The sequence below is a fragment of the Nitratireductor aquimarinus genome (assembly GCF_017255295.1).
GTDB classification, from domain to species: Bacteria; Pseudomonadota; Alphaproteobacteria; order Rhizobiales; family Rhizobiaceae; genus Nitratireductor; species Nitratireductor aquimarinus.
In genome coordinates this window covers 37,685-62,211 of sequence record NZ_JAFKDE010000014.1, presented here as the reverse complement: position 1 = coordinate 62,211, position 24,527 = coordinate 37,685, and the positions used below count along the sequence as shown (strand labels likewise).

The 24,527-nt window shown below is 59.5% G+C and carries 19 protein-coding genes and 2 pseudogenes; 8 read left to right on the top strand and 13 right to left on the bottom strand.

Annotated elements, in window-relative coordinates; all coding sequences use genetic code 11:
- The first annotated feature begins 25 nt into the window (after positions 1-25).
- A complete protein-coding gene (locus JYP46_RS20630) occupies positions 26-802 on the top strand; it encodes a MetQ/NlpA family ABC transporter substrate-binding protein (protein ID WP_206545142.1) in 777 nt (258 codons plus the stop codon).
- 108 nt (positions 803-910) lie between these two features.
- On the opposite strand, the pseudogene JYP46_RS20625 reads toward JYP46_RS20630, so the two are convergent.
- The 9 genes and pseudogenes from JYP46_RS20625 to JYP46_RS20590 all read right to left on the bottom strand — a co-directional run.
- Positions 911-1,087 (bottom strand): annotated as a pseudogene (locus JYP46_RS20625) (transposase); the annotation flags it as partial.
- 291 nt (positions 1,088-1,378) lie between these two features.
- Positions 1,379-5,281, bottom strand: a complete 3,903-nt coding sequence (locus tag JYP46_RS20620; protein ID WP_206549178.1) for an autotransporter domain-containing protein — start codon at positions 5,279-5,281, stop codon at positions 1,379-1,381.
- Positions 5,282-5,500: 219 nt separating this feature from the next.
- Positions 5,501-5,752 (bottom strand): annotated as a pseudogene (locus JYP46_RS22330) (IS6 family transposase); the annotation flags it as partial.
- Between the two features lie 169 nt (positions 5,753-5,921).
- A complete protein-coding gene (locus JYP46_RS20615; RefSeq protein ID WP_206549177.1) occupies positions 5,922-7,628 on the bottom strand; it encodes an ABC transporter substrate-binding protein in 1,707 nt (568 codons plus the stop codon).
- A gap of 57 nt (positions 7,629-7,685) precedes the next feature.
- Entirely contained in the window at positions 7,686-7,958 is a 273-nt protein-coding gene (locus JYP46_RS20610) for a DUF2160 domain-containing protein (RefSeq protein ID WP_113156545.1), read from the bottom strand.
- Positions 7,959-7,973: 15 nt separating this feature from the next.
- Complete coding sequence (locus tag JYP46_RS20605; RefSeq protein ID WP_206545135.1) at positions 7,974-8,750, bottom strand: carbohydrate ABC transporter permease; 777 nt, start codon at positions 8,748-8,750, stop codon at positions 7,974-7,976.
- A gap of 79 nt (positions 8,751-8,829) precedes the next feature.
- Entirely contained in the window at positions 8,830-9,702 is an 873-nt protein-coding gene (locus tag JYP46_RS20600; protein WP_206545134.1) for a carbohydrate ABC transporter permease, read from the bottom strand.
- Positions 9,702-10,787, bottom strand: a complete 1,086-nt coding sequence (locus tag JYP46_RS20595) for an ABC transporter ATP-binding protein (RefSeq protein ID WP_206549176.1) — start codon at positions 10,785-10,787, stop codon at positions 9,702-9,704. The genes JYP46_RS20600 and JYP46_RS20595 overlap by 1 nt, the downstream gene beginning before the upstream one ends.
- Before the next feature lie 12 nt (positions 10,788-10,799).
- Positions 10,800-11,888 (bottom strand): ABC transporter ATP-binding protein, encoded by a 1,089-nt coding sequence (locus tag JYP46_RS20590; protein WP_206545132.1) that lies wholly within the window; start codon positions 11,886-11,888, stop codon positions 10,800-10,802.
- A 496-nt stretch (positions 11,889-12,384) separates the two neighbouring features.
- On the opposite strand from JYP46_RS20590, the gene JYP46_RS22165 reads away from it, so the two are divergent.
- The 6 genes from JYP46_RS22165 (at position 12,385) to JYP46_RS20560 (ending at position 17,759) form a co-directional block, all read left to right on the top strand.
- Positions 12,385-12,666 (top strand): DeoR/GlpR family DNA-binding transcription regulator, encoded by a 282-nt coding sequence (locus JYP46_RS22165; RefSeq protein ID WP_328851012.1) that lies wholly within the window; start codon positions 12,385-12,387, stop codon positions 12,664-12,666.
- Positions 12,667-12,743: 77 nt separating this feature from the next.
- Positions 12,744-13,142, top strand: coding sequence for a hypothetical protein (locus JYP46_RS20580; protein WP_206549175.1), 399 nt, complete (start codon positions 12,744-12,746; stop codon positions 13,140-13,142).
- A gap of 566 nt (positions 13,143-13,708) precedes the next feature.
- A complete protein-coding gene (locus tag JYP46_RS20575; protein WP_206549174.1) occupies positions 13,709-14,254 on the top strand; it encodes a hypothetical protein in 546 nt (181 codons plus the stop codon).
- A gap of 207 nt (positions 14,255-14,461) precedes the next feature.
- A complete protein-coding gene (locus JYP46_RS20570; protein WP_206549173.1) occupies positions 14,462-16,471 on the top strand; it encodes a vWA domain-containing protein in 2,010 nt (669 codons plus the stop codon).
- A 50-nt stretch (positions 16,472-16,521) separates the two neighbouring features.
- A complete protein-coding gene (locus JYP46_RS20565; protein WP_206549172.1) occupies positions 16,522-17,496 on the top strand; it encodes a hypothetical protein in 975 nt (324 codons plus the stop codon).
- On the top strand, positions 17,448-17,759 hold the full coding sequence (locus tag JYP46_RS20560) for a DAK2 domain-containing protein (protein ID WP_222474319.1): 312 nt from the start codon (positions 17,448-17,450) through the stop codon (positions 17,757-17,759). The genes JYP46_RS20565 and JYP46_RS20560 overlap by 49 nt, the downstream gene beginning before the upstream one ends.
- 59 nt (positions 17,760-17,818) lie before the next feature.
- Here the strand turns inward: JYP46_RS20560 and JYP46_RS20555 are convergent, their stop codons facing one another.
- From JYP46_RS20555 to JYP46_RS20540, 4 genes are all read right to left on the bottom strand, one after another.
- Entirely contained in the window at positions 17,819-19,510 is a 1,692-nt protein-coding gene (locus JYP46_RS20555) for an FMN-binding glutamate synthase family protein (protein WP_206549171.1), read from the bottom strand.
- Between the two features lie 196 nt (positions 19,511-19,706).
- Positions 19,707-20,270, bottom strand: coding sequence for a PTS sugar transporter subunit IIA (locus JYP46_RS20550; RefSeq protein WP_206549170.1), 564 nt, complete (start codon positions 20,268-20,270; stop codon positions 19,707-19,709).
- Between the two features lie 919 nt (positions 20,271-21,189).
- Positions 21,190-21,339 (bottom strand): histidine phosphatase family protein, encoded by a 150-nt coding sequence (locus JYP46_RS20545; protein ID WP_206549169.1) that lies wholly within the window; start codon positions 21,337-21,339, stop codon positions 21,190-21,192.
- Positions 21,340-21,575: 236 nt separating this feature from the next.
- The gene (locus tag JYP46_RS20540; RefSeq protein ID WP_206549168.1) at positions 21,576-22,829 is read right to left on the bottom strand and encodes a Zn-dependent hydrolase; all 1,254 of its coding nucleotides are present in this window, start codon (positions 22,827-22,829) and stop codon (positions 21,576-21,578) included.
- A gap of 138 nt (positions 22,830-22,967) precedes the next feature.
- Here JYP46_RS20540 and JYP46_RS20535 point away from each other — a divergent pair, with 138 nt between their 5' ends.
- Positions 22,968-24,524, top strand: a complete 1,557-nt coding sequence (locus JYP46_RS20535) for an ABC transporter substrate-binding protein (RefSeq protein ID WP_206549167.1) — start codon at positions 22,968-22,970, stop codon at positions 24,522-24,524.
- Positions 24,525-24,527 lie beyond the last annotated feature (3 nt).

The following is a 24,527-nucleotide window of genomic DNA, read 5'->3' as shown; positions in this document are numbered from 1 at the left end:
CGTGTACTTTGAGAAGGAAAGAACCATGAAGAAGATCATACTTGCGGCTGCGCTCACAGTCTTTGCCGCCGGCTCAGCGCTTGCAGAGGACATCAAGGTCGGCGTCACCCCCGGCCCGCATGCCCAGATCATGGAGAAGGTCAAGGAAATCGCCGCGACCAAGGGTCTGAACATCGAGATCCTCGAATTTTCCGACTATGTCGTGCCGAACCAGGCCCTGGCCGATGGCGACCTCCACGCCAATTCCTTCCAGCACCAGCCCTATCTCGACAATCAGGTCACTGATCGCGGCTTCGGCATCGTCAGCGTCGCCTCGAACGTCAATTTCCCGATGGGCATCTATTCCAAGAAGGTGAAGAGCCTCGACGAACTTGAGGATGGCGCCTCAGTCGCCATTCCGAACGACCCGACGAACGGTGGGCGCGCGCTGCTGCTGCTCGCGGACAAGGGGCTCATCAAGGTCGACGAGGCCAAGGGCGTTAAGGTCACCATTGCCGACGTGACCGAAAACCCCAAGAACATCCAGATCATCGAACTGGACGCCGCCCAACTGCCGCGCTCTCTCGATGATGTCGACGCGTCTGCCATCAACACCAACTACGCCATCGAAGCCGGGATGAACCCGAAGACGGACTCGATTGCGCTGGAAGGCGAGAAGGCTCCCTACGTGAACGTCATCGCCGTTCGCCTGGAAGACCAGGATACCGAGTGGCTGAAGACGCTGATCGCTTCCTACCACAATGACGACGTGAAGGCCTTCATCGCCGAAGAGTTCAAGGGCGCTGTGATCCCCAGTTGGTGATACCTGCTGAGGAAATTTAAAGGAGGCCGCGTTCCCTGAGCGCGGCCTTATGGCCTTGTCGGGTGTCAGGTCGGCAACGATCTTCCTCACCCGGTTGTTCTCATCCTAAAGCTGACCCAGGCGTTTGACCTCCGACGGTGTCAACCCGCCATAACGCTTGCGCCAGTTGTAGAAGGTCGCGTCACTGATGTCCGCCTTTCGGCACACCTCCGCGACCGACGCGCCTTCATCCGCCTGACGCAGAATGAAAGCGATCGGCGCCTCCGAAAACTTCGACTTCTTCATGGAACTCTCCTTCTCCCAGAGCAGGGATCATAATTGGAAAATTCCAGATCAGAACGCTCCGAAAATCGGGGAGCAGCTCAGACCCTACGCGCCGTCAACATTCGAAGGCCGGGCGGAAATCGCAAGCACAGGCAAACGGCGTGGGGCATGCCCCAGAATTGAGCAGGGATGCCGCCACACCACTTTCCGATCGAAATCGTAGTCCGGGCGTGCGGCATCCGCCGGAGGACGGGAGCCTGACGCCGGCAGGAGAGCGGATCGATCCATTCAAGACTCCAATCTTGAAGATGGTTAGAACCGTTTGCCGACTTTCAGCCCGAACGTGTGATCCTGGCGCGCATTTCCGAAGGCGGTTCGATAGTCGAAGCCAAGCGTCCACGCCTGCGGAAGCTCCGCATCGAGTGACAGGCCCAGCGTCACGTAACTCCTGTTGGAGGCTTCGACGTCGAGCCAGTAGGGCAGGTGATCCAGGTCGATATAGCCCAGGTGCGCCCGGCTCGACCCGGCGAAGTCGTGAGTGTATTCGACCCGCGCTCCTGGTGTCAGCGTGCCCCAGCTCCTTTTGAACGCATATTCTGCACGAAGACCGATCACGCCGGAAACCGTGTCGATGGTCTGGTCTCCGTAGCGTAGGCCGAAAGCGCCTCCGCCTTCCTCAGCGAAGCCGTCGAGCCATGTCCGGGACATCTCGATGCGGCCGTAGGGCGAAAGGAGCCATGTTTCGTCGCGTAACTCGTAAGCTGCGCTCAACGATCCGAAGACCTGTTGCCCTGACCTGCTGCCGGTGGCGAAATCGCCGGTGGCGGTGACATAGCGTTGGCTGTCGAAGTCGAGCCAGCTTGCACCGATGAGCCCGTCGATGAAAAAATTGTTGGCAGGCTTGTAGCTTCCATAGAGTGCGGCGCTGTAGGCGAGCCCCGTATTTTCGGTGCCGTTTCCGCCGATATCGGTATGATCACGGCCGAACCCGACCCCGAACCCGGCGATGAACCTGTCGGAAAAGCGGTAATCGATGCCGGCGCTCACCCCAACGAGCGTGCCGTCGAGATCAATGCCGCCCTTGTCGCTTTGGCTGAAATCGACGAAGCCGCCGGTCCAGATTGCATAGGGTCCGAGATCCATGCCACGGCCATCCGAAGCGCCCGGTCCATTCGACTGGCCCTTGGCCAGCGCCCCATTGCCAGACCCGCCGGAAGATTGCGGAGTATAGCCGAGAAGACCGGGCACATCGGCTCCTGCCTCGTTCAGTGCGCGGGCCGCTTGGTCGCCGCGCTGCCCGTTTTCATTATAGCCCAACCGCACGTTCAGGCTGTTCCTGCGACGGTCGCCTTCGTCGTGCAACTGCTCGAGCCGGCCGTTGAAATTATGTGTCTGCACCCGCGCGAAGCGCTTCGCGGTATCGGTCTGCGCCCTCAGCAGCCCGAGGACTTCCGCGTCCAGCGTGGGGTCGGGCCGTGCAAGAACGGTGAAGGAGATCGTTCCGGGAGCCGAAGTGCCGTGTACGCTTGAAAGTGTGAACCGGATGTCTGCGCCACCCGAAAAGGTCGGGCTGGATGCGAAGACGAGCAGGAAACTCTGCCCGTTCTGTTCGATATGCGCGGAACCGGCGCTGCTGTCGGATATGTCGATCATCGCCGCGCCGGTAAACGGACCTCCGGTCGCGCCGTCCGTGAGTTCGACGGACGCCGTCTGGCCCGCGTTGATCGCGACGGTGCGGGACATCACGGTCGGGGCAGAAGACGCCCGCGTGACCGTGACCGTATAGGTGCGTGTGGTTGTGCCGTCCTGTGCCATGACCACGACAGGTATCGCTGTTGCTCCGACTGCGAGGGCGAGCGGCTGGCTGGTGCTGCCGGATGCAACCGTCGTGCCGTTAACGGTGATCGTCGCATTGGCGTTGTCGGCGGTCGGGGTCAGGGTGAGGTTGGTAACGGAATTGGCGACCGCAACGGCATAGTCGAACGTGGCCGCATCGAAAGCGGGATCGAGGGCGCCGGCGCTCGGCGCAAGGCCGGCCAGCGACGCGTTGGAGGATCCGCTGCGCACCCAGGGCGTTCCGGCGGCGTAGGCTGCGGTCAGCGGATTGCCGGGTGTATCGGTGATCGACCCGTCCGCCAGAACATCGAGCCGCAACGAGCCGGTTCCGGAAATACCGGTGACGCTGACCGTATATGTCACGTTGTCCGAGGTGGCGACGCCAGAAATCGCACCCATGGCGCTCCCCGTGGTCGTCAGGACGAAATCCGATGAGTCGACGCCATTCACCGGCTTCGAGAATGTCACCAGGAAATCAATGGCGACCGCATCCGGCGCCGGACTGGCGCTCACAGCGCTGGAGGTTACCGTTGGCGCTATTGTGTCAACGAGGACACCGGTGGTGCTGCCTACGCCGTTGAGAGCCGGGTCGGCAGGCGTGCTGAAGGCGTTTGTAATTATGCCGCCGTTGAGACCGATGGCACTGCCGACCTGAATGCCGTTCAGGTCCAGATCGCCCGGATTGACGGCATATTGGAAGACAAGCGCATTCGATCCGCTTCCGGACACATAGCCGGCATCGACCGTTGCTGCACCGATCACCACCGGAAGACCCGGTGAACCGCCAGATGTGTCGACCAGAACGGTTTCATTGAAGTTGACAGTGAAGGAAAGAACCTCCCCCGCGCGATAATATCCGTTGGCGGGAACACTCACGGAACCGACCACCGGCGGAGCAACGGCGCTTATCTGAAACGAATAGGCCTGGCTGTCGCTGTAGGGGCCGCTGCCAGTGCTGCTATCGGTGGCGGTGACGGTGAAGTTGAATGTTCCGTTTACCGTCGGCGAGCCGGAGAGCACACCAGAGCTGCTCAGGTTGATTCCTGAAGGCAAGGCACCGGCGGTAGTCGAGTAAGTATAAGGCGCGGTGCCGCCGCTGGCGGTTATGGTCTGGGCGTAGGGGACGCCCTGGGTGGCGGGTGGCAGCGTGGCGGGGCTCAATGCGATGACGGGCGCGGCAACGGTAAGCGTATAGGCCCTGCTTCCGCTGTATGGCCCGGTTCCGCCGCTGCTGTCGGTGGCGCTGATGGTGAAATTGAACGTGCCCTCATCCGTTGGCGTTCCGGAAAGCACGCCTGAAGAAGTCAACGTCAGGCCGTCAGGCAACACGCCGGCGGTGGCGGCATAGGTGTATGGACCCGTCCCGCCGCTGGCGGTCAGGGTTTCACTATAGGACGCCCCGACTGTTGTCGCGGAAAGGCTGGCAGGAGCCAGGGTGACCGTGGGTACGGGGTCGTCGTTGACGATGGTGCCCACGCCCTGGCCATCGCCCAAGATAGCGTTTGTTACGTTGGTGATGCTGACGAAAAACCACTCATTGGGTTCGTTGGACGTATCACCGTAGACATTAACAGAGAAGAAATAAGTGCTCTCCCCTGGCGCGATGGTGGCGCCCACGATGCTTTTCGCTTGATAGTCCTCGCCTGCCGTCGATGTGCCATTGGCGGTTGCGATGTCGAACGTTACACCACCGGGTCCGGCAGGCTGGCTGAGCGATATTGTGAACGATATCGCTTGAGTTCCGGAGCCACCCTCGGGAAAGGTGACGTCGTTGATCGTCAGAACCCCAAGGTCGTCGTTCAGGATGGTGCCCGTGGCAGAGGAAGGCACACCGATGGTATAGCCTGAGCCGCTCTGTATGCTAACGATTACAGTCTCGTCCGCCTCCACGGTGACATCGGCAGACGGGTTTATCTCCACGATGCCGCTGGTCGAGCCGGACGGAATGGTCACGGTCAAGGTCTCACCGGTATAGTCGCTGGCATCCGCGCTGCCCGTGTAACCGAGATTGACGATCGTGGATGACGACAGGTTCTGGCTGCGCGTGACCGTGTAAACCAAATTGCCTGCGCTGTCCTCACTCATCGAGGCCGGGCTGACGCTGATGGACACCGACGGTGCGGCGAAAGCCGTCGCTGGCCAGACCAGCACGCCGATCAGAAGCGCAAGACCTGACAGGATGAGCCGGCTCACGGCGAACATCCGCGTAAACCAAGTTTGAGCCTTGGTCCGTAGATGCTGCCATCGAAAATGATCGGGGCGGGTGGGCAGTTTGGAACTGGTGCCGAGCGCCGTCTTCTGGATCACGGCCAAAAGGACGAGCAGGGAAGAGCCTACGAACAGACCTAATCGATACACCAATAGCGTAAAATCTGCCATCGCGGGTTTTCCCCTCGTCTGGCGAATGCATCCATTTGGATACTATCGCTCTGCATTATCCCCCGCCCGTTTGGAAGGGGGCATCTATCCAACCCTTCCTCTAATAAAGAAAGTTGTGCAGTAGATTCCATCATTCAATTCTGATGAATTCTGACGGTTCTTGTGAAAATATTCGAATAGGCGACATGCATCGTTCCGCTGGGCGGGTTTCAGCTCGAACTATTCCGTGAGTGATGGGGCCGGGTTGTTGGCAAAGCCGGCTTGGCAATTACGCTTCATGTGAGCCATTTCGATGCCAGCCAGAGTGACGGTGGCCGAACAGAATGCCTTGAAATCCAGCATCGTCCGCACCCTCCGTGTGATGCGGCGATGATCCTGCCCGGTTCGCTTGGTAAGGTATTGGCTCTTACCGATATGGATCGCCTTCACTGCTCGGCGGGACTGATCCTTAAAGAGGTTCTCGGCGTTGCAGCAAGCGAAAAGTTTGCAACAGAACCGACCAGATATGAGGTCAACGCCACTGCCGCTTACACGGATCAGAGCGCCCAAATAGCCTGGCAATACCGGCCTCTCACGACAAGGCCCCATAGGAGAATGAAAAAAGGGGCGGGAATATCCCGCCCCCTCTGCCTTGAAGAGCCTACTGCCAGGAGGCGACGAGCTCGTCATAAGAGACGGTCTTGGGCGCTTCGCGCTCGTTCTCGATAGCCGGCTTCGGCGCGCCTTCTGCCGCAATCCAATCCGCAGCGTCGGTTTCTTCGTTCATGACCGGGCCAAGGTCGCCCTGGATGCCAGCGCGTTCCAGACGCTCCATCACACGCTCCATATCGGCACAGAGGCTGTCGAGCGCATCTTGAGCCGACTTCGCGCCGGACATGGCATCACCGATGTTCTGCCACCACAGCTGAGCGAGCTTCGGGTAATCCGGGACATTGGTGCCTGTGGGCGACCAACGCACACGGTCCGGGGAGCGGTAGAACTCGACGAGACCGCCAAGTTTCGGCGCACGATCCGTAAAGCTCTCATGCTGGATGGAGGATTCTCGGGTGAACGTCAGGCCAACGTGGGATTTCTTCACGTCGACGGTCTTGGAACCCACGAATTGCGCGTAGAGCCAGGCGGCTTTGGCGCGGTCCTCTGGGGTGGATTTCATCAGCGTCCAGGAGCCCACATCCTGATAGCCGACCTTCATGCCATCTTCCCAGTAAACCCCATGCGGGCTGGGTGCGAGACGCCATTTCGGCGTGCCGTCCTCGTTCATCACCGCCGGGCTGTCGACCAGAGGCGCCACGAAGGTGGTATACATGAACATCTGCTGAGCGATGTTGCCCTGACCCGGAACCGGGCCAGCCTCGGAGAAGGTCATGCCCATGGCGGATGGCGGGGAGTATTTGTTCAGCCAGTCGATGGCTTTCTCCACCGCATAGACTGCCGCCGGAGAGTTCGCCGCCCCGCCACGCGCCATGCAGGCGCCGACCGGCTGGGAGTTCTCGTTCACGCGGATGCCCCATTCATCAACCGGAAGGCCGTTGGGTTCGCCCTTGTCGCCCATACCCGCCATGGACATCCATGCGTCGGTGTAACGCCAGCCGAGCGAGGGGTCTTTCTTGCCGTAATCCATCGAACCGTAGACTTTGACACCGTCGATCTCGCGCCCGGTGAAAAATTCGGCGATGTCCTCATAGGCCGACCAGTTGACCGGAACACCGAGATCGTACCCGTATTTCTCTTTGAACTCGGCCATGATCGCGGGATCGTTGAACCAGTCGTAGCGGAACCAGTATAGGTTCGCGAACTGCTGGTCGGGAAGCTGATAGAGCTTGCCATCGGGCGCGGTGGTGAACTGGGTGCCAATGTAATCATCGAGATCGAGACCAGGATTGGTCACATCCGCACCTTCGTTCGCCATAAAGTCAGTCAGGTTGCGCACCTGTTGATAGCGCCAGTGCGTGCCGATCAGGTCGGAGTCGTTGACATAGGCGTCATAAATATTCTCGCCCGACTGCATCTGGGTCTGAAGCTTCTCGACGACGTCGCCTTCGCCGATCAGATCGTGCGTGATCTTGATGCCGGTGATGGCCTCGAACGCCGGCGCAAGCACCTGAGATTCATATTCATGCGTGGTGATGGTCTCGGAGACCACTTTGATCTCCATGCCCGCAAAGGGCTGGGCCGCGTCGATGAACCACTGCATTTCGGCTTCTTGATCAGCGCGAGACAGCGCGGACATATCGCCGATTTCAGCATCCAGGAAGGCCTTCGCGGCATCCATGTCGGCAGAAGCCGGCGCCGACCAAAGGCCGAGGCACAGCGCCAGTGCGGTGGTTGTCTTGAGACGTTGGTTCATTGGTTTCCTCCCTAAGTGAACCTCTGGTTTTGGGTTTCGATCAGTCGCGGGGCCTCCTCAGACCCAGCGAAATACGACGGCTGCAAAAATCAGGCAGACGACAAGCGCGAGCGCCTGGTTCGCGCTGACCAGGCCGAGCCACGCAAGATTGATGAAGGCTGAGCCAAGAAGGGTGATGAACAAACGATCCCCCCGCGTGGTCTCAATGCCCAGAACACCAACCCGCGGCGTTTCGGGGAATTTGATCGCCAGAATGGTGAAGATCACCAAAAGCGTTGCAATGGTTCCGAAAAAGGCGGCAGTCGGCCACGTCCATGCCATCCAGTCCATGTCTAGATCCTCCTGTCAGACCCGGCCGAGCGCGAAGCCCTTGGCGATGTAGTTGCGCACGAAGTAGATAACGAGCGCGCCCGGTACGATGGTGAGCACGCCTGCGGCGGCCAACACGCCCCAGTCCACACCTGCCGCACCCACCGTGCGGGTCATGGTGGCGGCGATGGGCTTGGCTTCCACAGAGGTCAGCGTACGTGACAGCAAGAGCTCGACCCACGAAAACATGAAGCAAAAGAATGCGGCCACACCGATCCCGCTGGCGATCAGCGGCATGAAGATTTTCACGAAAAAATGCCCAAAGCTGTAGCCGTCGATATAGGCGGTCTCGTCGATCTCTTTCGGCACACCACGCATGAAACCTTCGAGGATCCAAACGGCGAGCGGCACGTTGAAGAGACAATGCGCCAATGCCACGGCGATATGCGTGTCAAAGAGCCCGATCGAGGAGTAGAGCTGAAAGAATGGCAGCGCGAATACCGCAGGCGGCGCCATTCGGTTGGTCAAAAGCCAGAAGAAAAGATGCTTGTCGCCCAGGAAGTTGTAGCGCGAAAACGCATAGGCGGCAGGCAAAGCCACGGCGAGCGAGATCACCGTGTTCATCACCACGTAGATCATCGAATTGACATAGCCCATATACCACGCCTCATCGGTGAGGATCGTGATGTAGTTGGCAAATGTCAGATCGCGCGGCCAAAGCGAGAAGCCCCCAAGAATTTCTGCGTTGGTCTTGAGGCTCATGCTCAACAGCCAGTAGATCGGCAACATGAGGAACAGAAGATAGAGCGTCATCACCACGGTGCCGCCCTTCACCCTCGGGAAGCTGCGGGATTTGACGGCGGCGGGGGACTGTGCGGCTGCATCCGTCATCTCAGGCGCCCTTTTTGTCGAGGTTGACCATCACGGTGTAGAAGACCCAGGAGATCGACAGGATCACGAGGAAGTACATCAGCGAGAAGGCCGCAGCTGGTCCAAGATCGAACTGGCCCAGAGCCATCTTCACGAGGTCGATGGACAAAAGCGTCGTCGCATTTCCCGGACCACCGCCCGTCACCACGAAGGGTTCGGTATAGATCATGAAACTGTCCATGAAGCGCAGCAAGATCGCGATCATCAACACGCCCGTCATCTTGGGCAGTTCGATGAACCGGAACACTTTCCAGCGGCTGGCCTGATCGATCCGAGCGGCCTGATAATAGGCGTCGGGGATGGATTTAAGACCGGCAAAGGCCAAGAGCGCTACAAGCGAGGTCCAGTGCCAGACATCCATCACGATGATGGTGATCCACGCAGAAATCGTGTCCTGGGTGTAATTGTAATGAATGCCCAGCGCGTCGAGCGTGTAGCCCAGAAGACCGATGTCGACGCGACCGAATATCTGCCAGATCGTGCCGACCACGTTCCAGGGGATCAGCAGAGGCAGGGACATGACCACGAGGCAGAAAGAGGACCAAAAGCCCGATTTCGGCATGTTCAGAGCCACGAGAATGCCCAGCGGAATTTCGATGGCAAGGATGATGCCTGAGAACATCAACTGACGTTGCAGCGCATTCCACATGCGCTCGTCGGAGAGCATTTCCTCGAACCACTCGAGCCCCGCCCAGAAGAACTGGTTGTTGCCGAACGTGTCCTGTACAGAATAGTTGACCACCGTCATGAGCGGGATCACGGCCGAAAAGGCAACGAGCACCAGCATCGGCAGCACAAGGAACCATGCTTTGTGATTGGTTGTTTTCTGTTGCATCACGCGGCCTCTGCGCTTTCGGGCGCCACGCGCCAATCATTCGCATAGACATTCACCCGCGATGGGTCGAAGGTGATGCGTGTCATGTCCGCGCGCACCGGATCGTCCTCGTCCGCGATGATGTTGATGTCCTGTCCAAAGAACTCGGCGCGTATGATCTTGTGACGCCCCGCATCCTCTACGCGGCGCACTCTCACAGGAAGGCCGTCCGTCTCGCTAAGCCGCGCGAACTCGGGTCGCACGCCGATCTCCACCTTGCCGTCCATGGGCGCATAACCTGCGCCAAGCGCGATTTCGCAGCCGTTGATATAGGCTTTCGCGCCCTCGACCTTGGCCGGGATGACATTCATGCCTGGCGAGCCGATGAAATAGCCCACAAAGGTATGCGCGGGACGTTCGAACAGCTCCTCTGGCGTGCCGATCTGAACCACGCGGCCGTCATACATCACCACCACTTTGTCAGCGAAGGTCAGCGCCTCCGTCTGGTCATGGGTCACGTAAATCATGGTGTGACCGAAATCGTGATGCAGTTTCTTCAGCTGGGTGCGCAGCTCCCACTTCATATGGGGGTCGATGACGGTCAGAGGCTCATCGAACAAGAGTGCGTTCACGTCCTTGCGCACCATGCCGCGGCCCAGAGAAATCTTTTGCTTGGCGTCAGCGCCAAGTCCCCGTGCCTTTTTGCGCAGCATGTCCTCCATGCCGATCATCCGCGCGATTTCCTGTACGCGCTCTGCAACATAGGTCTCATTATGGCCCCGATTCCTGAGCGGAAAGGCCAGATTGTCATGCACGGTCATCGTGTCGTAGACCACCGGGAACTGGAAAACCTGCGCGATGTTGCGCTCTGCCGTGGGGGCGCCGGTGACGTCGATGCCATCGAACAAGATACGCCCCTGTGACGGCATCAACAGACCCGAAATGATATTGAGAAGCGTGGACTTGCCGCAGCCCGACGAGCCCAGAAGCGCATAGGCCGCGCCGTCTTCCCATTCGTAATTGAGTTCCTTGAGCGCATAGTCACGTTCCGAAGCGGCATTCGGATTGTAGGAATGCGCAAGGTTATCGAGTGTAATCCTGGCCATGATCGCGCCTCCTCACGCCGCCGCTGCGTAGGCAGCAGGCGCAACAAGCCCGCCGTCTTCGCTGAATACATAGACATGACGGGGATCAAGCCAGACATCGAGCGCGGCGCCGATCTCAAGATCATGCACGCCGTGAATCAACCCCACCCAACGCGCGCGATCGTGGTCGAGATGGACAAAGGTTTCCGAACCGGTCAGCTCTGTCACATGCAGCTGTGTGGTGAATTTCATCGCGTTTTCGGAATGCTGCACGATTTCGAGATGGTTGGGACGGAATCCCGCCGTGTAACGCCCATCCGCCAGTTCAGCGAGCTTGCCGGTCGCAACGGCGCTTTGTCCGTCGCCGAACATCAATCGATCACCGGTCTTGGAGATCTGCAGGAAATTCATCGGTGGATCGGAGAAAACCCGCGCCGTTGTCGCATCGACTGGCTTGCGATAGACCTCGGGCGTTGGCCCAAATTGGGTGATTTGGCCCTCCCAAAGCGTCGCAGTGTTGCCCCCCAGCAAGAGCGCTTCTTCGGGTTCCGTCGTCGCATAGACGAAGATCGATCCGGACGCCGCGAAAATCTTCGGGATCTCCACCCGCAGCTCTTCGCGCAGTTTGTAGTCAAGGTTCGCCAAAGGCTCATCCAGCAGCACAAGCCCGGCGTTCTTGACCAAAGCCCGTGCCAGAGCACAGCGCTGTTGCTGCCCGCCCGAGAGTTCCAGAGGCTTGCGGTCCAGCATCGGCGTCAGCTTCATCAACTCCGCCGTTTCCCGCACCCGGCGGTCGATCTCCGCCTTGTCCACTCCCATGAGCTTTATCGGAGAGGCGATGTTTTCATAAACGCTCATCGACGGGTAGTTGATGAATTGCTGGTACACCATCGCGACCTTGCGATCCTGCACCCGCATCCCGGTCACGTCTTTGCTGTCCCAGAAAATCCGCCCTGTGCTCGGTTGATCGAGCCCTGCCATCAGACGCATCAGCGAGGTCTTGCCCGACAGGGTCGGCCCCAGCAGAACGTTCATGGTCGCCTTTTCGAGCGTCAGATCGGTCGTGGCAATATGGGTCTGCCCCTCCACGATCTTCGACACGCCCTTCAGTTCCAGCGTCATAAGGTCCTCCTCCCCGCGCTTTATTGAATTTGGCCACTGGCTTTATTCAGCTGCGGTATTCTCCCGCACGGTGGTTGTTCATCCAGTCACCCAGGCGCAGCCTGCCATAGAACCGTTTCGAAGAGAAAGAAGGGGACGCAAACGCAAGGTCGCCCTTTTCAGCAAACGTTACGAAATGGCCGCATCCCGTTGTGTCATGCACAATCCGGCAGCCATGGATGCCGCCGCCGGTCGCAAAAAGAGCGACCGGATAAACACTCTCGTTTCCGCGCACAGACAACCTCCCGAGTTATCGTCCCAACGTAAAAACGAAACAAAGCGAAAATCAAGCGAATTATGTTCGAATATTCAAAATCAGTGACTTAGCCTGCGATTTTCTGCCGCTTTGGAAAAATGCTCACGACACAAGAACGGTAATCGCGATAATTATTCAGGATTTGACGCGTGTTTTGGTGTTTTTCGGGGGGGCGCGAAAAAACGAAGAAAACCGAACATCGTGACCAACACCTTTTCGTCGCGCCCGTGTCTGAACTGGTCGAGAGGGGCGTCTGGAGCGGGTTGCGGATTGGTCGGGACGTTGGCCGCAGAGGCCATTCGTAAGTTCAAATTCGATCTGGCCGTGATCGGCTGTTCCGCGCTCGAGCGCGACGACGACCTGCTCGATTTCGACACTCAGGAAGTCTGCGTGAGTGATGAGATACTGGATCAATCCCGCAAGACGTTTCTCACTGCGGATCACACCAAGTCCTCCCTCAGGGCTATTCCAGGTCCGCGCTGAATGCCGGACTGAGCCGGGTTGAAGAAAATCCAACCCTCGCACACCTGCTGCTGGTGAACATCAAGGACGGACTGAAGATGACTTCGGTCATTCTGCCGACCGGTGTGTCGGTTGGCCTGCTCGGTCTTCTGCTCAGTGCGTATACGCCTGTCTTCGATTGGCTGGGCATGATTTTCTACCCGCTGCTTGCCGTTCTGCAGGTGCCAGAGGCGATGCTGACGGCCAAAGCCATGGCGGCAGCGCTTGCCGAGATGTTCTTTCCTACCGGCATGCTGGGCGATGCGCCGATGCTATCCCGCTACATCTTCGGTGTAACATCGGTCTCGGGTGTCTTGTTCTTTGCAGGTTCCATCCCCTGCATTCTGGCCACCGAGATCCCGGTGAAAGTTCCGCATCTGGTGCTCATCTGGATCATCCGCGTTCTTCTGAGCATCCCACTTGCAGTACTGGTGGCTCATCTCGGACAAATTGTCTGAACGTCAGAGGCAGGGCCCGCCAAACCTGTCCGATTGGTGAACGATGGGCACAGAGATGCAACGAGATACGTGCCGGGCGGTCTTTTGCCCGGCAAAGCGGCCTGAAGAGCCGCGAAGGCCTTTCTTGCTTATGACTATCCGTCTTCCAGTCGGCGTACCCCGTGTGGATCGCAAAGTCCGACGAGGACTTCGTGAAGGCGGGCGACGACTTCAGCACGCGGTGAGACGATCCGCTCAACGATCCCGATCTGCCGCGTAACCTGCGGATTGCCAAAGGCCAACTTCAGCTGCTTTAGTTCATCGGGTTTTCATCGAAACAAGACGGGTGGAAGCGTCTGAGTGATACACCATGGCAGCGCCACGTCCATGCACGCAAACCCGCCTGACGCTTCTCTGTGTCACCAGCCCTTCTCGATGTGAATTACTTCACAAGGGTGGCCTGTTTTTAGAAAAATTGCACTGTCACGCGAGTTTTGGTGTCGACCCGACTAAACGAACGGGGCGGCGTACCAGAACCGGTGTTAGAGCCTTCCGTCACGAACACTGGCATCAGAAGGGCAGCGACGATGAGTTCATCGCAAAGAGCGTTCGGGCGGTTTGCCTGTACTTTTTTTACAGCTCTTTTTCTTTCAGGCGCGGCGTGGGCCCAGACTACGGTGCCGATCGGTACGGTCGAGGCCAACATCGATGGCGCGTCCTATCGCGGGGAAACGTTGCATGTGCCCTCGGAGGGGACGGCTACTGCGGAGGTGCGCGACTTTGGCCCCCTCCGCATGGTGGATATCCAGGCGCATGACCCCGACGCCGCGAGTATTATGCGCGGCGTGCTGAGTGTGGAGTTTGGTATCATCAGCGGCGCAGATGCATCAGCCACCGACGCGTCGGTGAGTTATTTTCCCGAAGGGATGCGGAACTTCTATGTCAGCGATGAAGAGCCCGCTCATGCCTCGGTTACCCTGGAGACCCTGCACATCGACGGCGCGCAGGGAAATGCACGCGGCACGTTCTCTTCGCTTCTGTGCAAGCGCGAAGGCATGATGTCGAAGATCGATACCGAAGATTGCATCACTGTCGAAGGAACCTTCGATACCGTGCTTCATCTCGCGGACTGAGCTGCATCAGGAGACACAAGCGAAGCGATGCAATCGGTTCGGTGTGGTCGCTGTGACGTGACTGGTGCAACTCCATTTCGAGATCACAGAGAGCCGCGCGCCCAGCTTCGAATGGGAAACTCAAGGAACACTCGTTGGCTCGGGGAGGGCGCCCTTCAGCGTCTTCTGCCGGCAACGAGCCAGCAAAAGCAAAATCGGGGAACCAATATGAAAGCGCTAATGGCTGTTTCGGCTCTGGGCATCTCGCTTCTGGCCACCACAACACTGCAAGCCGGCGATGTGATGGTCGTCTATGATGCCTCGGGTTCCATGTGGGGCCAGATCGACGGCGTGCCCAAGATCGAGATCGCCCGGGAGGCGATGAGCGATTTGCTGGCGACCTGGCCAGCTTCCACAAATCTGGGGCTTGTCGCCTATGGCCATCGTGAGAAGGGCCTCTGCTCGGACATCGAAACGGCGATGCCTGTGGGCCCGGTGGATCGCGATGCTTTCCAGCAGGTCGTCAACGGGATCATGCCCTTGGGACGCACGCCTCTTTCGGCAGCGGTGCAGCACGCTGCCGAGGAACTCTCGTGGCGTGACACGCCAGCGACCGTGGTTCTGATTTCTGATGGGGTCGAAAACTGTGACGCAGATCCGTGCGCGTTGTCGGAGCAGCTTGCCAGGCAGGGCGTGGCGTTCACCACCCATGTCATCGGCTTCGATCTGGCCACTGACGAGCACCAACACCTCGCCTGCATCGCCAAGAATACGGGAGGAATGTTCCTGCCTGCTCAAGATGCCGCCCAACTCGCCGCCGCCGTCAAGCAGGTTGGAGAAACCATAGCGAAACCGGTCCCTGAACCGGAGCCGCTCCCCGAACCGGAAGCCGAATTGCCGGCAATGTCGATCAGCGCGCCCGAAACGGCGATGGCGGGCAGCAGCTTCGCCGTGTCCTGGTCTGACCCTGTTCATCCGCGCGACTGGGTGACCATTGTTCCCGTGGGCGCTGATGAGGGCACTTATACGGCTTTCCATCGCGTCGGTTCGGACGGTGGGCGTGACATTGTAGCCCCGGCCGAACCGGGTCTCTACGAGGTGCGCTATGTGCTGAACGATGGGGATGTCACGCTTGCCCGTGCGCCGATCGAAGTCATGGCGGCTGAGGCGTCGATAAGCGCGCCGGAAACGGCGATGGCGGGCAGCAGCTTTGGCGTCACCTGGTCCGACCCCGTTCATCCGCGCGACTGGGTGACCATTGTTCCGGTGGGCGCCGATGAGGGCACCTACACGGTCTTCCATCGCGTTGGCTCGGACGATGGGCGTGACCTTGTAGCGCCGGCTGAACCGGGTCTCTACGAGGTGCGCTACGTTCTCAATGAAGGCGGTGTCACGCTGGCCCGCGCGCCGATCGAAGTCATGGGGGCTGAGGCGTCGATAAGCGCGCCGGAAACGGCGATGGCGGGCAGCAGCTTTGGTGTCACCTGGTCCGACCCCGTTCATCCGCGCGACTGGGTGACCATTGTTCCGGTGGGGGCCGATGAGGGGACCTACACGGCTTTCCATCGGGTGGGCTCGGACGATGGGCGTGACCTTGTAGCGCCGGCCGAACCAGGTCTCTACGAGGTGCGCTACGTTCTCAATGAAGGCGGTGTCACGCTGGCTCGCGCTCCGATAGAAATCACCGGTGCCGAGGCATCCATCACGGGGCCGGAAAGGGTTCGCGCCGGGAACACTCTGCGGTTCTCCTGGTCTGTTCCTGTCCATCCACGTGACTGGGTGACCATTGTTCCGGTGGGCGCCGATGAGGGGGCCTATACGATTTTCCACCGCGTGGGCGCAGATACGCAGCGCGACATAGCTGCTCCCGATGAGCCGGGTCTCTATGAATTGCGCTATGTGCTCAATGAAGGTGGGGTCACGCTCGGTCGGCATGTCGTTGAGGTGGTTGAAGCCACGGCCAGCCTCGATGAAGGGGCGGGCCTGTCGGCCCCTCGGGCTGCCGCACCGGGCGAAACCGTGACTGTTACATGGACCGGAGGTTCGGACGGCGCGGATCAGCGTATTGCGCTGGCTCGGGAAGATCAGGCGCTGTTTGCGTGGATCTCCGCACAACCGATCGATCCGGAGGGGGCATTGACCTTCGTCATGCCCGAGCAGCCCGGTCGCTACGAGTTCCGTTATCTTGACATCTCTGGCCAGGCGGTGCTCGGTCGCGCCATCATTGATGTGGAGTAAGCGAAGCAATGCAGCAAGCTGACCTATCTTCGCGCAGTTCCGGAGGCACGATGAAAACCACAATCGCAATTGCCCTTTTCTCGGCGGCAATGATGACGGGCCTTGTTCCGCATGCCGTACATGCGGATCCACATGCGCAGTTCGTAAACGAGAGCGGCTACACTGCAGTTGACCCGGACCGGTTGCGGGACGAAATCAACGGGGCTCTTTCCCCTGCCAATCCGCGATCTGCCTTTTTGCCCGCCGCTGATATTGGCCCGATACCCCTGTCTGTTTTTGCTCTTGAGATATCTGAACAAGCGCTGGAAAGAGTGCGCTATCGGCTTCGTTACGCGACGAACTGGATTGAGGCGGAGCCGGGCGGCGCACCTCTTCCCATCAGCTATATCGAAGTGGTTCGCTTCAATCTCGGACCAGCCATTCACCAAAACCTCGTTGACACGCTGGGTCGTGAAAACGTGGCGAATGCCAGTGAATTCGGTGTTGGCCCACATTCGGGGTGGCGGTTGATTACCAGGCCGGTGATGGGCAGCAGGGCCATGATTTTGGCCGCCGGGCGTATGGAAATGGACGCGAAGCTCGCACAGGACGAGATTTGCTTTGGTGCCCCCTGCCTCGACCTTGGTTCGCCGATCGAGACGGCAGCCGCGTGGGGAGAAATGGAGCCTGTCAGCGCCGTTTCCGAAAACCCATGGCCGGTTTCCTCGGACAATGTCGTGACTTCGGTGGTGGCCACCGATCTGCTGCTGGGCGAGATCGACAGTATTGAGTCAGACATGGCTCCTTCCGACCCGCAGATTCCCGAGTGGGCGATTGAAGCCGTCATCGATGTGAACCTCGGGCAGGATGAAGGTCTGGATGCCGCCTATCGCTGGGGTGGATTGCTCGATGACTCGGTTGCCGCAATCTGGAAAAGGCTGGCGTCGTTTTCGGGGATCGACGGGCAACCGGCAGTGTTTGGGGCCAGCGCTTACGAATGTGCGCGCGGGCCGGAATTTGCTGCACCGGGCGAGTTTTGCCCCTGAGTCTAAGCAATGCGGCGCGAGGCAAATCTTCCCTTGGCGAGAAAACCGTTCTGGATGGGCTGGACGCACAGGTTCGCGCGCTTGAGGCGACACAGTCCGGCGCTTTGATCGATGTTGCCCTCAAGGCTGCGAAGGATACGGTTGAAGAGTTCACGCAAAAGCCAAATCAGGCGGGGCGCGCGCGCAACTTTGCGGAAAAATCCTTAGGCCTTCCTGACCCCGGACAACTGGCGCTCGTGGTTATCACGGAGGGGCTGCGCTGAGGCGGATCTGCGCACCCCGCTCCATCTGATGTCACGAAGCGATCAGCCCGGGTCGTGACTTACTTCGCCACTTCGTGCTGCTTCGAGGGCATCGATTTGATCTGTCGACGTTCGAATGCGGCTTGCGGGATGAGTGGCGGAGCGAAGCTGTCTGCGTTGGCGCGCTCCCAACGGCTATACCATTCGGCAAGTTCTGGAATTTCCGTTTGAGCAGAAAGGAACCCCTCTGGAAGGTAGGGATAGACCTCATTGCCATCGAGGAACTCATTGTCTTTCTGCCGGAACATGAAGTGGTAGGGCATGAAGTTGCTGGGGTGGCTCAGGCCCGCTGCCCCCGCAAGTTCACCCAGCGCCTTCATGGAGTTTTTGTGGAAGCGGGCTACGCGTTCGCTCTTGTCGGCAACATCGACGCCGCGCTGACGCACCGGGTCCTGGGTGGCGATGCCAACGGGGCACTTGTTGGTGTGGCATGCCTGTGCCTGGATACATCCAACGGCAAACATGAAGCCGCGGGCGGCGTTGCACCAGTCCGCACCGAGCGCAATGGCGCGGGCAATATCGAATGCGGAGATGATCTTGCCAGCAGCACCGATCTTGACCTGATCGCGAATGCCGGCGCCGCGCAGCGTATTGTGCACAAACGTCAAGCCTTCCAGCATCGGCATGCCGACCCGGTTGGCAAATTCTACCGGAGCGGCCCCCGTTCCTCCCTCTGCACCGTCCACAACGATGAAATCGGGAACAATGCCGGTCTTCAGCATTGCCTTGACCATGCTCATGAATTCGCGGCGGTGCCCTATGCAGAGCTTGAAACCAACGGGTTTTCCTCCGGAAAGCTCGCGTAGCTGACCGAGGAACTCCATCAGGCCGGTGGGGGTGGAGAATGTGGAGTGCGCAGGAGGCGACACGCAGTCAATGCCCATGGGAATGCCGCGAGCCTCGGCGATCTCCGGGGAAATCTTCGACGCCGGCAGCATGCCGCCGTGACCGGGCTTGGCGCCCTGGCTTAGCTTGACCTCGATCATCTTGATCTGTGGGTCGGCGGCAAGCTCTGCGAACTTCTCCGGCGAGAAACTGCCATCATCCGAGCGGCATCCAAAATATCCGGATGCAACCTGAAAAACGAGATCGCCTCCACCCTGGCGGTGATAGCGGCTGATGCTGCCTTCGCCGGTGTCGTGGGCAAAGCCGCCTTTCCGTGCGCCTGTGTTTAGCGCGAGGATGGCATTGGCCGACAGCGAACCGAAGCTCATGGCTGAAATATTGTACAGGCTGGAGTTATACGGCTGGCGGCAGGCGGGACCACCGATGCGAACACGGAAGTCGGTATCAGCAATGGTGACGGGGGTGGCCGAGTGCGTCAGCCATGCATAGCCTGAACCATAGACGTTCTCGATCGTACCGAAGGGGCGCTTGTCTTCCTCACCTTTGGCCCGCTGGTAGACAAGTGCGCGGGCCTCGCGGCTAAACGGCACCTCTTCATGATCGCTTTCGATGATGTACTGCCGGATTTCGGGCCGGAAGCCTTCAAGCAGGAATCGCAGATGCCCGACCACCGGATAGTTGCGCAGGATGGAATGCCGCCTCTGGCGAACATCATGGACGCCTACCAGAAACAGCGCGGTCGAGATGACGGCGGGTAGCAGAAACCAGGGGGTGTAAAGCACCGTGCCAACCAGTGCAGCCAGGGCTATGAGCCCGCATAAGACAAACACCGTGTAACGTTGGCTTGAGATCAGTTTGTTGAGCATTTCGAACAGGTCCAGGAAGTGCGCAAGGTAACAAGAGCGGGGGACGTGACAGAAGCCGCTGTTTGAGTTTTTCCGTAGCACCAGCTGATAGCACAGGATTGATGGCCTGCGGTGATCATTTGTATGCACTGGTGCATGGCCGACCGGATTGCCGCCGGAAAACCCGGCGGCCCCGGCTGGAGCTTGCCCTGAATTCTTACCGAACGGCGGTGAAGTGTTGTGCGCTGCCAATCAGGCCCAACCCAGCTCTCCCTTCGGAGCGGAAATCGCCCCCTGTGTCACAGAGTTTCTGATCGAAATGAACATCAAGACCGAGCTCGATGAGTATGGCTGCGACCTCGTTCTGCGTTGCGGCCATGCGCAATTGATGCCTGAGCGGGCCTTGCTGCGCCAGTCTGCCGAGCCGCAGCAGGGCTGCGCGCAGCCACTTGATGTCATGTTTGCCACCCATCAGGGCGACGAGTGTGTCGACGGCCATGCCGTCTGGAGCATCAAACTCCACCGGCCTCTCGAGACGCCGCACCACAATCATTGAGGCGTCTTCATCAGTGAGCACCGTATGCGGCAGGGCGACACCGCCGCCCATGGCAGTGGTTCCCAGCCTTTCGCGCGCGTAGAGGGCACTTGCAATATCGAGTTTGCTGGCCTCTGGCAGCAAATCTGCGACCCGGGCGGCGAGAGACCACAAGGCCGCCTTGCGGGTGTTTGATGTTCTATCAGTTGAAAAATCGACAGCGAAGGAAACACGAACGGGTATCATCGCACGCCCTCCTTTCATCCCATTTAGAAGGATTGTGGGTCCGCCTTTGGCAGGACCGGACGGATTGTTCCTGTAGGCAGAGCGCAGACCCACCCTGCCACAGCCACAGGGCGGGTCTGCGAGCTTCTCTGCGCTGAATGAGTGAGCGCGCCTACTTGCGTTTTGCGGGCATCAGCTGATCGGCCACTGGATCGGGCTGGTTGAGGTTGCTCTTCTTCTTGCCCTTTGGCTGCTTCCGCTTTTGGTCGCCTTTTCTCTTGGCCATGTCTCTTCTCCATAATTCTGAACCTTAGTCTTTGCAGAACATCTCCCTGGCGCCGTTAGGCCAGCGCCAGGGTCACGATCCGATTTGGATGCGCACACGTTCGATTGGAGATGAGATTGATAACGCCATGGCGTTTTGGCTCCTGCGAAACCATTGTGAATTCTGGACAGTCCTGACTGTCAGACCAAAGAGGCGGCTGCGACCAACAGGCCGCAGGCTGTCATCTCCCGCCAGCCCTCAGACCGTGCACTTTGCTGCCAGGCCGGATTTGCCCGCAGCCGCGAAGGCGCGCCTTGTAATCGGCAAACGGAACGCCGCCGGAGAGGGTATTTACCAGGGTTGAGCACCAAGGGCACCGGACCGCAGCGCGGGGCAGACTGGCAGTACAGCCATGGCATAGGGACAGCGTGGAACGGATGGACATGTCGAACTCCAGATACACAGTCAAAACTGCGCAAAAGAACAGGCGATCTCTCTTTCAAGAAAACGACCCGGAGCCGAACTAATAAGGTTACATCACTTATATAGATCCGCCCCGGGCGATGACATGCATCATCCGGCAACCGCGACGGAATATAAGGAATGACTTTTTATCCATGCCTTCTACATAGTTGAAATAAAAACAAAAACAACTCTCGGCGCGCCGCTGTGCCCTTACGCCGCATGGTGTCGAAACCGGCCCTCCATTCCGAGCAACTTGGCGGTTTCAAAGGCCCACTTCAGATTGGATGTGATCGAACTATCAACATGCCCTCGCAGCCTGCGACTGGCGTTCCACTGGGTTTCCCCGTGCCGGACGAACATTAGCTTTTTTAGGGCAGACGTTCCCGTTCGAGTGAGAAAATATCCGTCGGAGTTCCGGGCGGAGAACAGTAGACAGGGCTGCCGGGAGAAAATCTGGGGACCCGTTAGCCGCCAATCGCAAGTCACTGCGCCTCCCGGTCACCATTTTGCCTCCGGCAACCGGGCTGGTATCTGCAAACTCTATCGCGATTGTGCGGGGCATTCTTTGATGCGGTGAATGCCTGGAATACGTGCCGCTATTTTGCGGCGACGGAGCCGCTGAGCCTGATGAGCGCTGACAGCATCAGCTGTGTGCCTTTTTCTATGGCTTCCCAGTCGGTCCACTCTTCCGGCGCATGGCTGACGCCATTGTGGCTCGGTACGAAGATGAGGCCGGAGGGGCACAGGGTCTGCATCGTCTGGGCGTCGTGGCCTGCGCCGGATGGCATGGTGAGGGCTTTGAGCCCGAGCCGGTCCGCTTCCCCGTTCAACAGTGAGACGAGTGTGCCGTCGAGACGGACCGGTTCCATCTGGCTCTGCTCCTCGATGGAAAAGCTGAGGCCGTTTACCTGCGCTGCATCGCGCACGGCCTGTTCCATGGCCTGGGCGAGAGCCGCCATCGTGCCGGGATCGGTGTCACGGATGTTGATGATGAAATCGGCGCAGCCCGGCACGGTGTGAATGAAATTGGGCTGAAGCGCCACCTTGCCGATGGTGATGCGGCTGCGCTCTCCGCCGTGTTCGGCAATCACGCCACGCACCGCCTGGCCGACCGCCGAGAGACCGGCGAAGGCGTCGGCGCGGAGCGCCATCGGCGTGGTGCCTGAATGGTTGGCGCGGCCGACCAGCGACACGGCGAGATTGATGACGCCGGCGACACTGTCGGCGATCCCGACGGGGATGCCAGCCTGTTCCAGTACCGGACCCTGTTCGATGTGAAGTTCGAGGAAGGCTTTGACGTCGCGGGGCGGGCGGGCGGCGTCGAGCGCCTCACGGATGTTCAGGCCCTGATCGCCCATTGCGTCGGCAAGTCGGATACCGTCGGCGTCGCGGGCTTCATCCAGCCATTTACCGGTCACCAGGCCGGCAATGGTCTGCGAGCCCAGCATGCCGCCGAACCGTCCTTCCTCCTCGGCGGTGGCGACCACTTCTATGGCGGTCGTCGGCGTGAAGCCGGCGTCCTTCATGGCGCGCACGCATTCGAGCGCCACACAGACGCCGAGCGCTCCGTCGAAGGCGCCGCCCTCGGGCACGGTGTCGAGATGCGAACCGGCCATGATGCATGGACCGTCCGCCGGGCCGTATCTTCCGAACAGGTTGGCGACCGGGTCGCGATGCACGGTCAGCCCATCAGCGCGCATCTGTTCCAGAAACCAGTTTCGCACGGCCATGTCCGCGTCGCTGAAGCCGACGCGGTTGAAGCCGCCGGTCTGCGGATTGCGACCGAAGGTGTTGACCCCGTCGAGCAGGGCGCGCAGGCGCTGTGAATTTATGACGGGTGTGTTGGCCATGAGACGTGCCTGTTTTTCAAACGTTTATTCGGCGTCGATGAGCCCGGAGAAATGACGCACCGTCTATTTATTATAATAAATGCTTGCCAATGGATAGATTGTTAGGATTAATTATGGGCAACAGAGGGAGGAACCTCCATGAGGAAACTGATTGCAGCCGCCATGACTGCCGGTACGATGTTCTTCGCATCGCCGGTTTTTGCGCAGACCCCGCCCAACGTTCTGGTTGTGGGGCAGATCGCGGAGCCGAAGTCGCTTGATCCCCATGCGGTGACAGCCGTGAACGATTTCCGCATCCTGATGAACGTCTATGACGGCCTGACCCGTTACAAGGACGGCACGCTGGAGCCGGAACCGGCGCTGGCGGAGAGCTGGGAGATTTCCGATGACGGGATCACCTACACCTTCAAGCTGCGCGAAGGGGTGACGTTTCATGACGGCACGCCGCTTAACGCGGAGGCGGTGAAGTTCAACTTCGACCGCATGCTGAACGAAGATCACCCCTATCACGACACGGGACCGTTCCCGCTCGCCTTCTATTTCTCGTCTGTGGACGCGGTGAAGGCGGTGGACGACCTGACTGTCGAGTTCACGCTGAAAGAGCCTTTCGCGCCCTTCCTGTCGAACCTGTCCTATCCGACAGGTCTGATCGTTTCGCCCGAGGCGGTGAAGGAACACGGCAAGGACTACGGCCGCAGCCCGGTCGGAACCGGGGCCTTCAGGTTCGAGGAATGGCAGGCCAATTCCCGCGTCGTCATTACACGCAACGAAGACTATTGGGATGGCGCGCCGCCGCTGGAGGCCGTGATCTACCGTCCGATTACCGACACCAACACCCGCATTGCCGAAATGCTCTCCGGTGGTCTGGACGTGATGGTGGAGGTGCCGCCGGACAGCCTGCAGCAGTTCCGCGATGACGCGAATTTCAGCGTTTACGAGCAGGCGGGCCCGCATGTCTGGTTCCTCATCCTCAACATGAAGGAGGGGCCGTTCACCGAAAAGGCGGTGCGTCAGGCTGCCAATTACGCCATCAACAAGAAGGCGCTGGTCGAGAACATCCTGCAGGGCACGGCAGACGTGGCCGCGGGCCCGACGCCGCCGGCCTTCGCATGGGCCTACAATGAAGAGCTGCAGCCCTATCCCTATGATCCGGACAAGGCCCGACAGCTTCTGGAAGAGGCCGGTTATGGTGGTGAGGAACTGACCTTCTACGTCACCGAGGGCGGCTCGGGCATGCTCGACCCCATCGCCATGGGCACGGCCATTCAGGCCGATCTGCAGGCCGTGGGCATGAAGGTCAACATCGAGACCTATGAGTGGAACACGTTCCTTGGAAAGGTGAATCCGGGCCTCGAAGGCAAGGCGGACATGGCCGAAATGGCATGGATGACCAACTCGCCGGACACGCTGCCCTTCCTGGCGCTGCGCTCGGAAGCCTGGCCCGAAAAGGGCGGGTTCAACTCCGGCTACTACGCCAATGAGAAGGTGGATGAACTGCTGAACAAGGCCCGCACCTCAACCGATCAGGACGAACGCGCTGCGCTCTACAAGGAGATGCAGGAGATCGTTCAGGACGACGCACCGTGGGTCTTCGTCGCCAACTGGAAGCAGAATGCGGTGACCGGCGCGAATGTCGAGAACTTCAAGCTCCAGCCGTCCTTCTTCCTCATGCTGCAGGACGTGGCCAAGCCCTAGGGG

Excerpts from the sequence above, each read along its gene's own strand:
- JYP46_RS20630 (WP_206545142.1), top strand. The coding sequence starts at position 26 with ATGAAGAAGATCATACTTGCGGCTGCGCTCACAGTCTTTGCCGCCGGC.
- JYP46_RS20620 (WP_206549178.1), bottom strand. The coding sequence starts at position 5,281 with ATGGCAGATTTTACGCTATTGGTGTATCGATTAGGTCTGTTCGTAGGC.
- JYP46_RS20615 (WP_206549177.1), bottom strand. The coding sequence starts at position 7,628 with ATGAACCAACGTCTCAAGACAACCACCGCACTGGCGCTGTGCCTCGGC.
- JYP46_RS20610 (WP_113156545.1), bottom strand. The coding sequence starts at position 7,958 with ATGGACTGGATGGCATGGACGTGGCCGACTGCCGCCTTTTTCGGAACC.
- JYP46_RS20605 (WP_206545135.1), bottom strand. The coding sequence starts at position 8,750 with ATGACGCTCTATCTTCTGTTCCTCATGTTGCCGATCTACTGGCTGTTG.
- JYP46_RS20600 (WP_206545134.1), bottom strand. The coding sequence starts at position 9,702 with ATGCAACAGAAAACAACCAATCACAAAGCATGGTTCCTTGTGCTGCCG.
- JYP46_RS20595 (WP_206549176.1), bottom strand. The coding sequence starts at position 10,787 with ATGGCCAGGATTACACTCGATAACCTTGCGCATTCCTACAATCCGAAT.
- JYP46_RS20590 (WP_206545132.1), bottom strand. The coding sequence starts at position 11,888 with ATGACGCTGGAACTGAAGGGCGTGTCGAAGATCGTGGAGGGGCAGACC.
- JYP46_RS20580 (WP_206549175.1), top strand. The coding sequence starts at position 12,744 with ATGACTTCGGTCATTCTGCCGACCGGTGTGTCGGTTGGCCTGCTCGGT.
- JYP46_RS20575 (WP_206549174.1), top strand. The coding sequence starts at position 13,709 with ATGAGTTCATCGCAAAGAGCGTTCGGGCGGTTTGCCTGTACTTTTTTT.
- JYP46_RS20570 (WP_206549173.1), top strand. The coding sequence starts at position 14,462 with ATGAAAGCGCTAATGGCTGTTTCGGCTCTGGGCATCTCGCTTCTGGCC.
- JYP46_RS20565 (WP_206549172.1), top strand. The coding sequence starts at position 16,522 with ATGAAAACCACAATCGCAATTGCCCTTTTCTCGGCGGCAATGATGACG.
- JYP46_RS20560 (WP_222474319.1), top strand. The coding sequence starts at position 17,448 with ATGTGCGCGCGGGCCGGAATTTGCTGCACCGGGCGAGTTTTGCCCCTG.
- JYP46_RS20555 (WP_206549171.1), bottom strand. The coding sequence starts at position 19,510 with ATGCTCAACAAACTGATCTCAAGCCAACGTTACACGGTGTTTGTCTTA.
- JYP46_RS20550 (WP_206549170.1), bottom strand. The coding sequence starts at position 20,270 with ATGATACCCGTTCGTGTTTCCTTCGCTGTCGATTTTTCAACTGATAGA.
- JYP46_RS20545 (WP_206549169.1), bottom strand. The coding sequence starts at position 21,339 with ATGTTCGTCCGGCACGGGGAAACCCAGTGGAACGCCAGTCGCAGGCTG.
- JYP46_RS20540 (WP_206549168.1), bottom strand. The coding sequence starts at position 22,829 with ATGGCCAACACACCCGTCATAAATTCACAGCGCCTGCGCGCCCTGCTC.
- JYP46_RS20535 (WP_206549167.1), top strand. The coding sequence starts at position 22,968 with ATGAGGAAACTGATTGCAGCCGCCATGACTGCCGGTACGATGTTCTTC.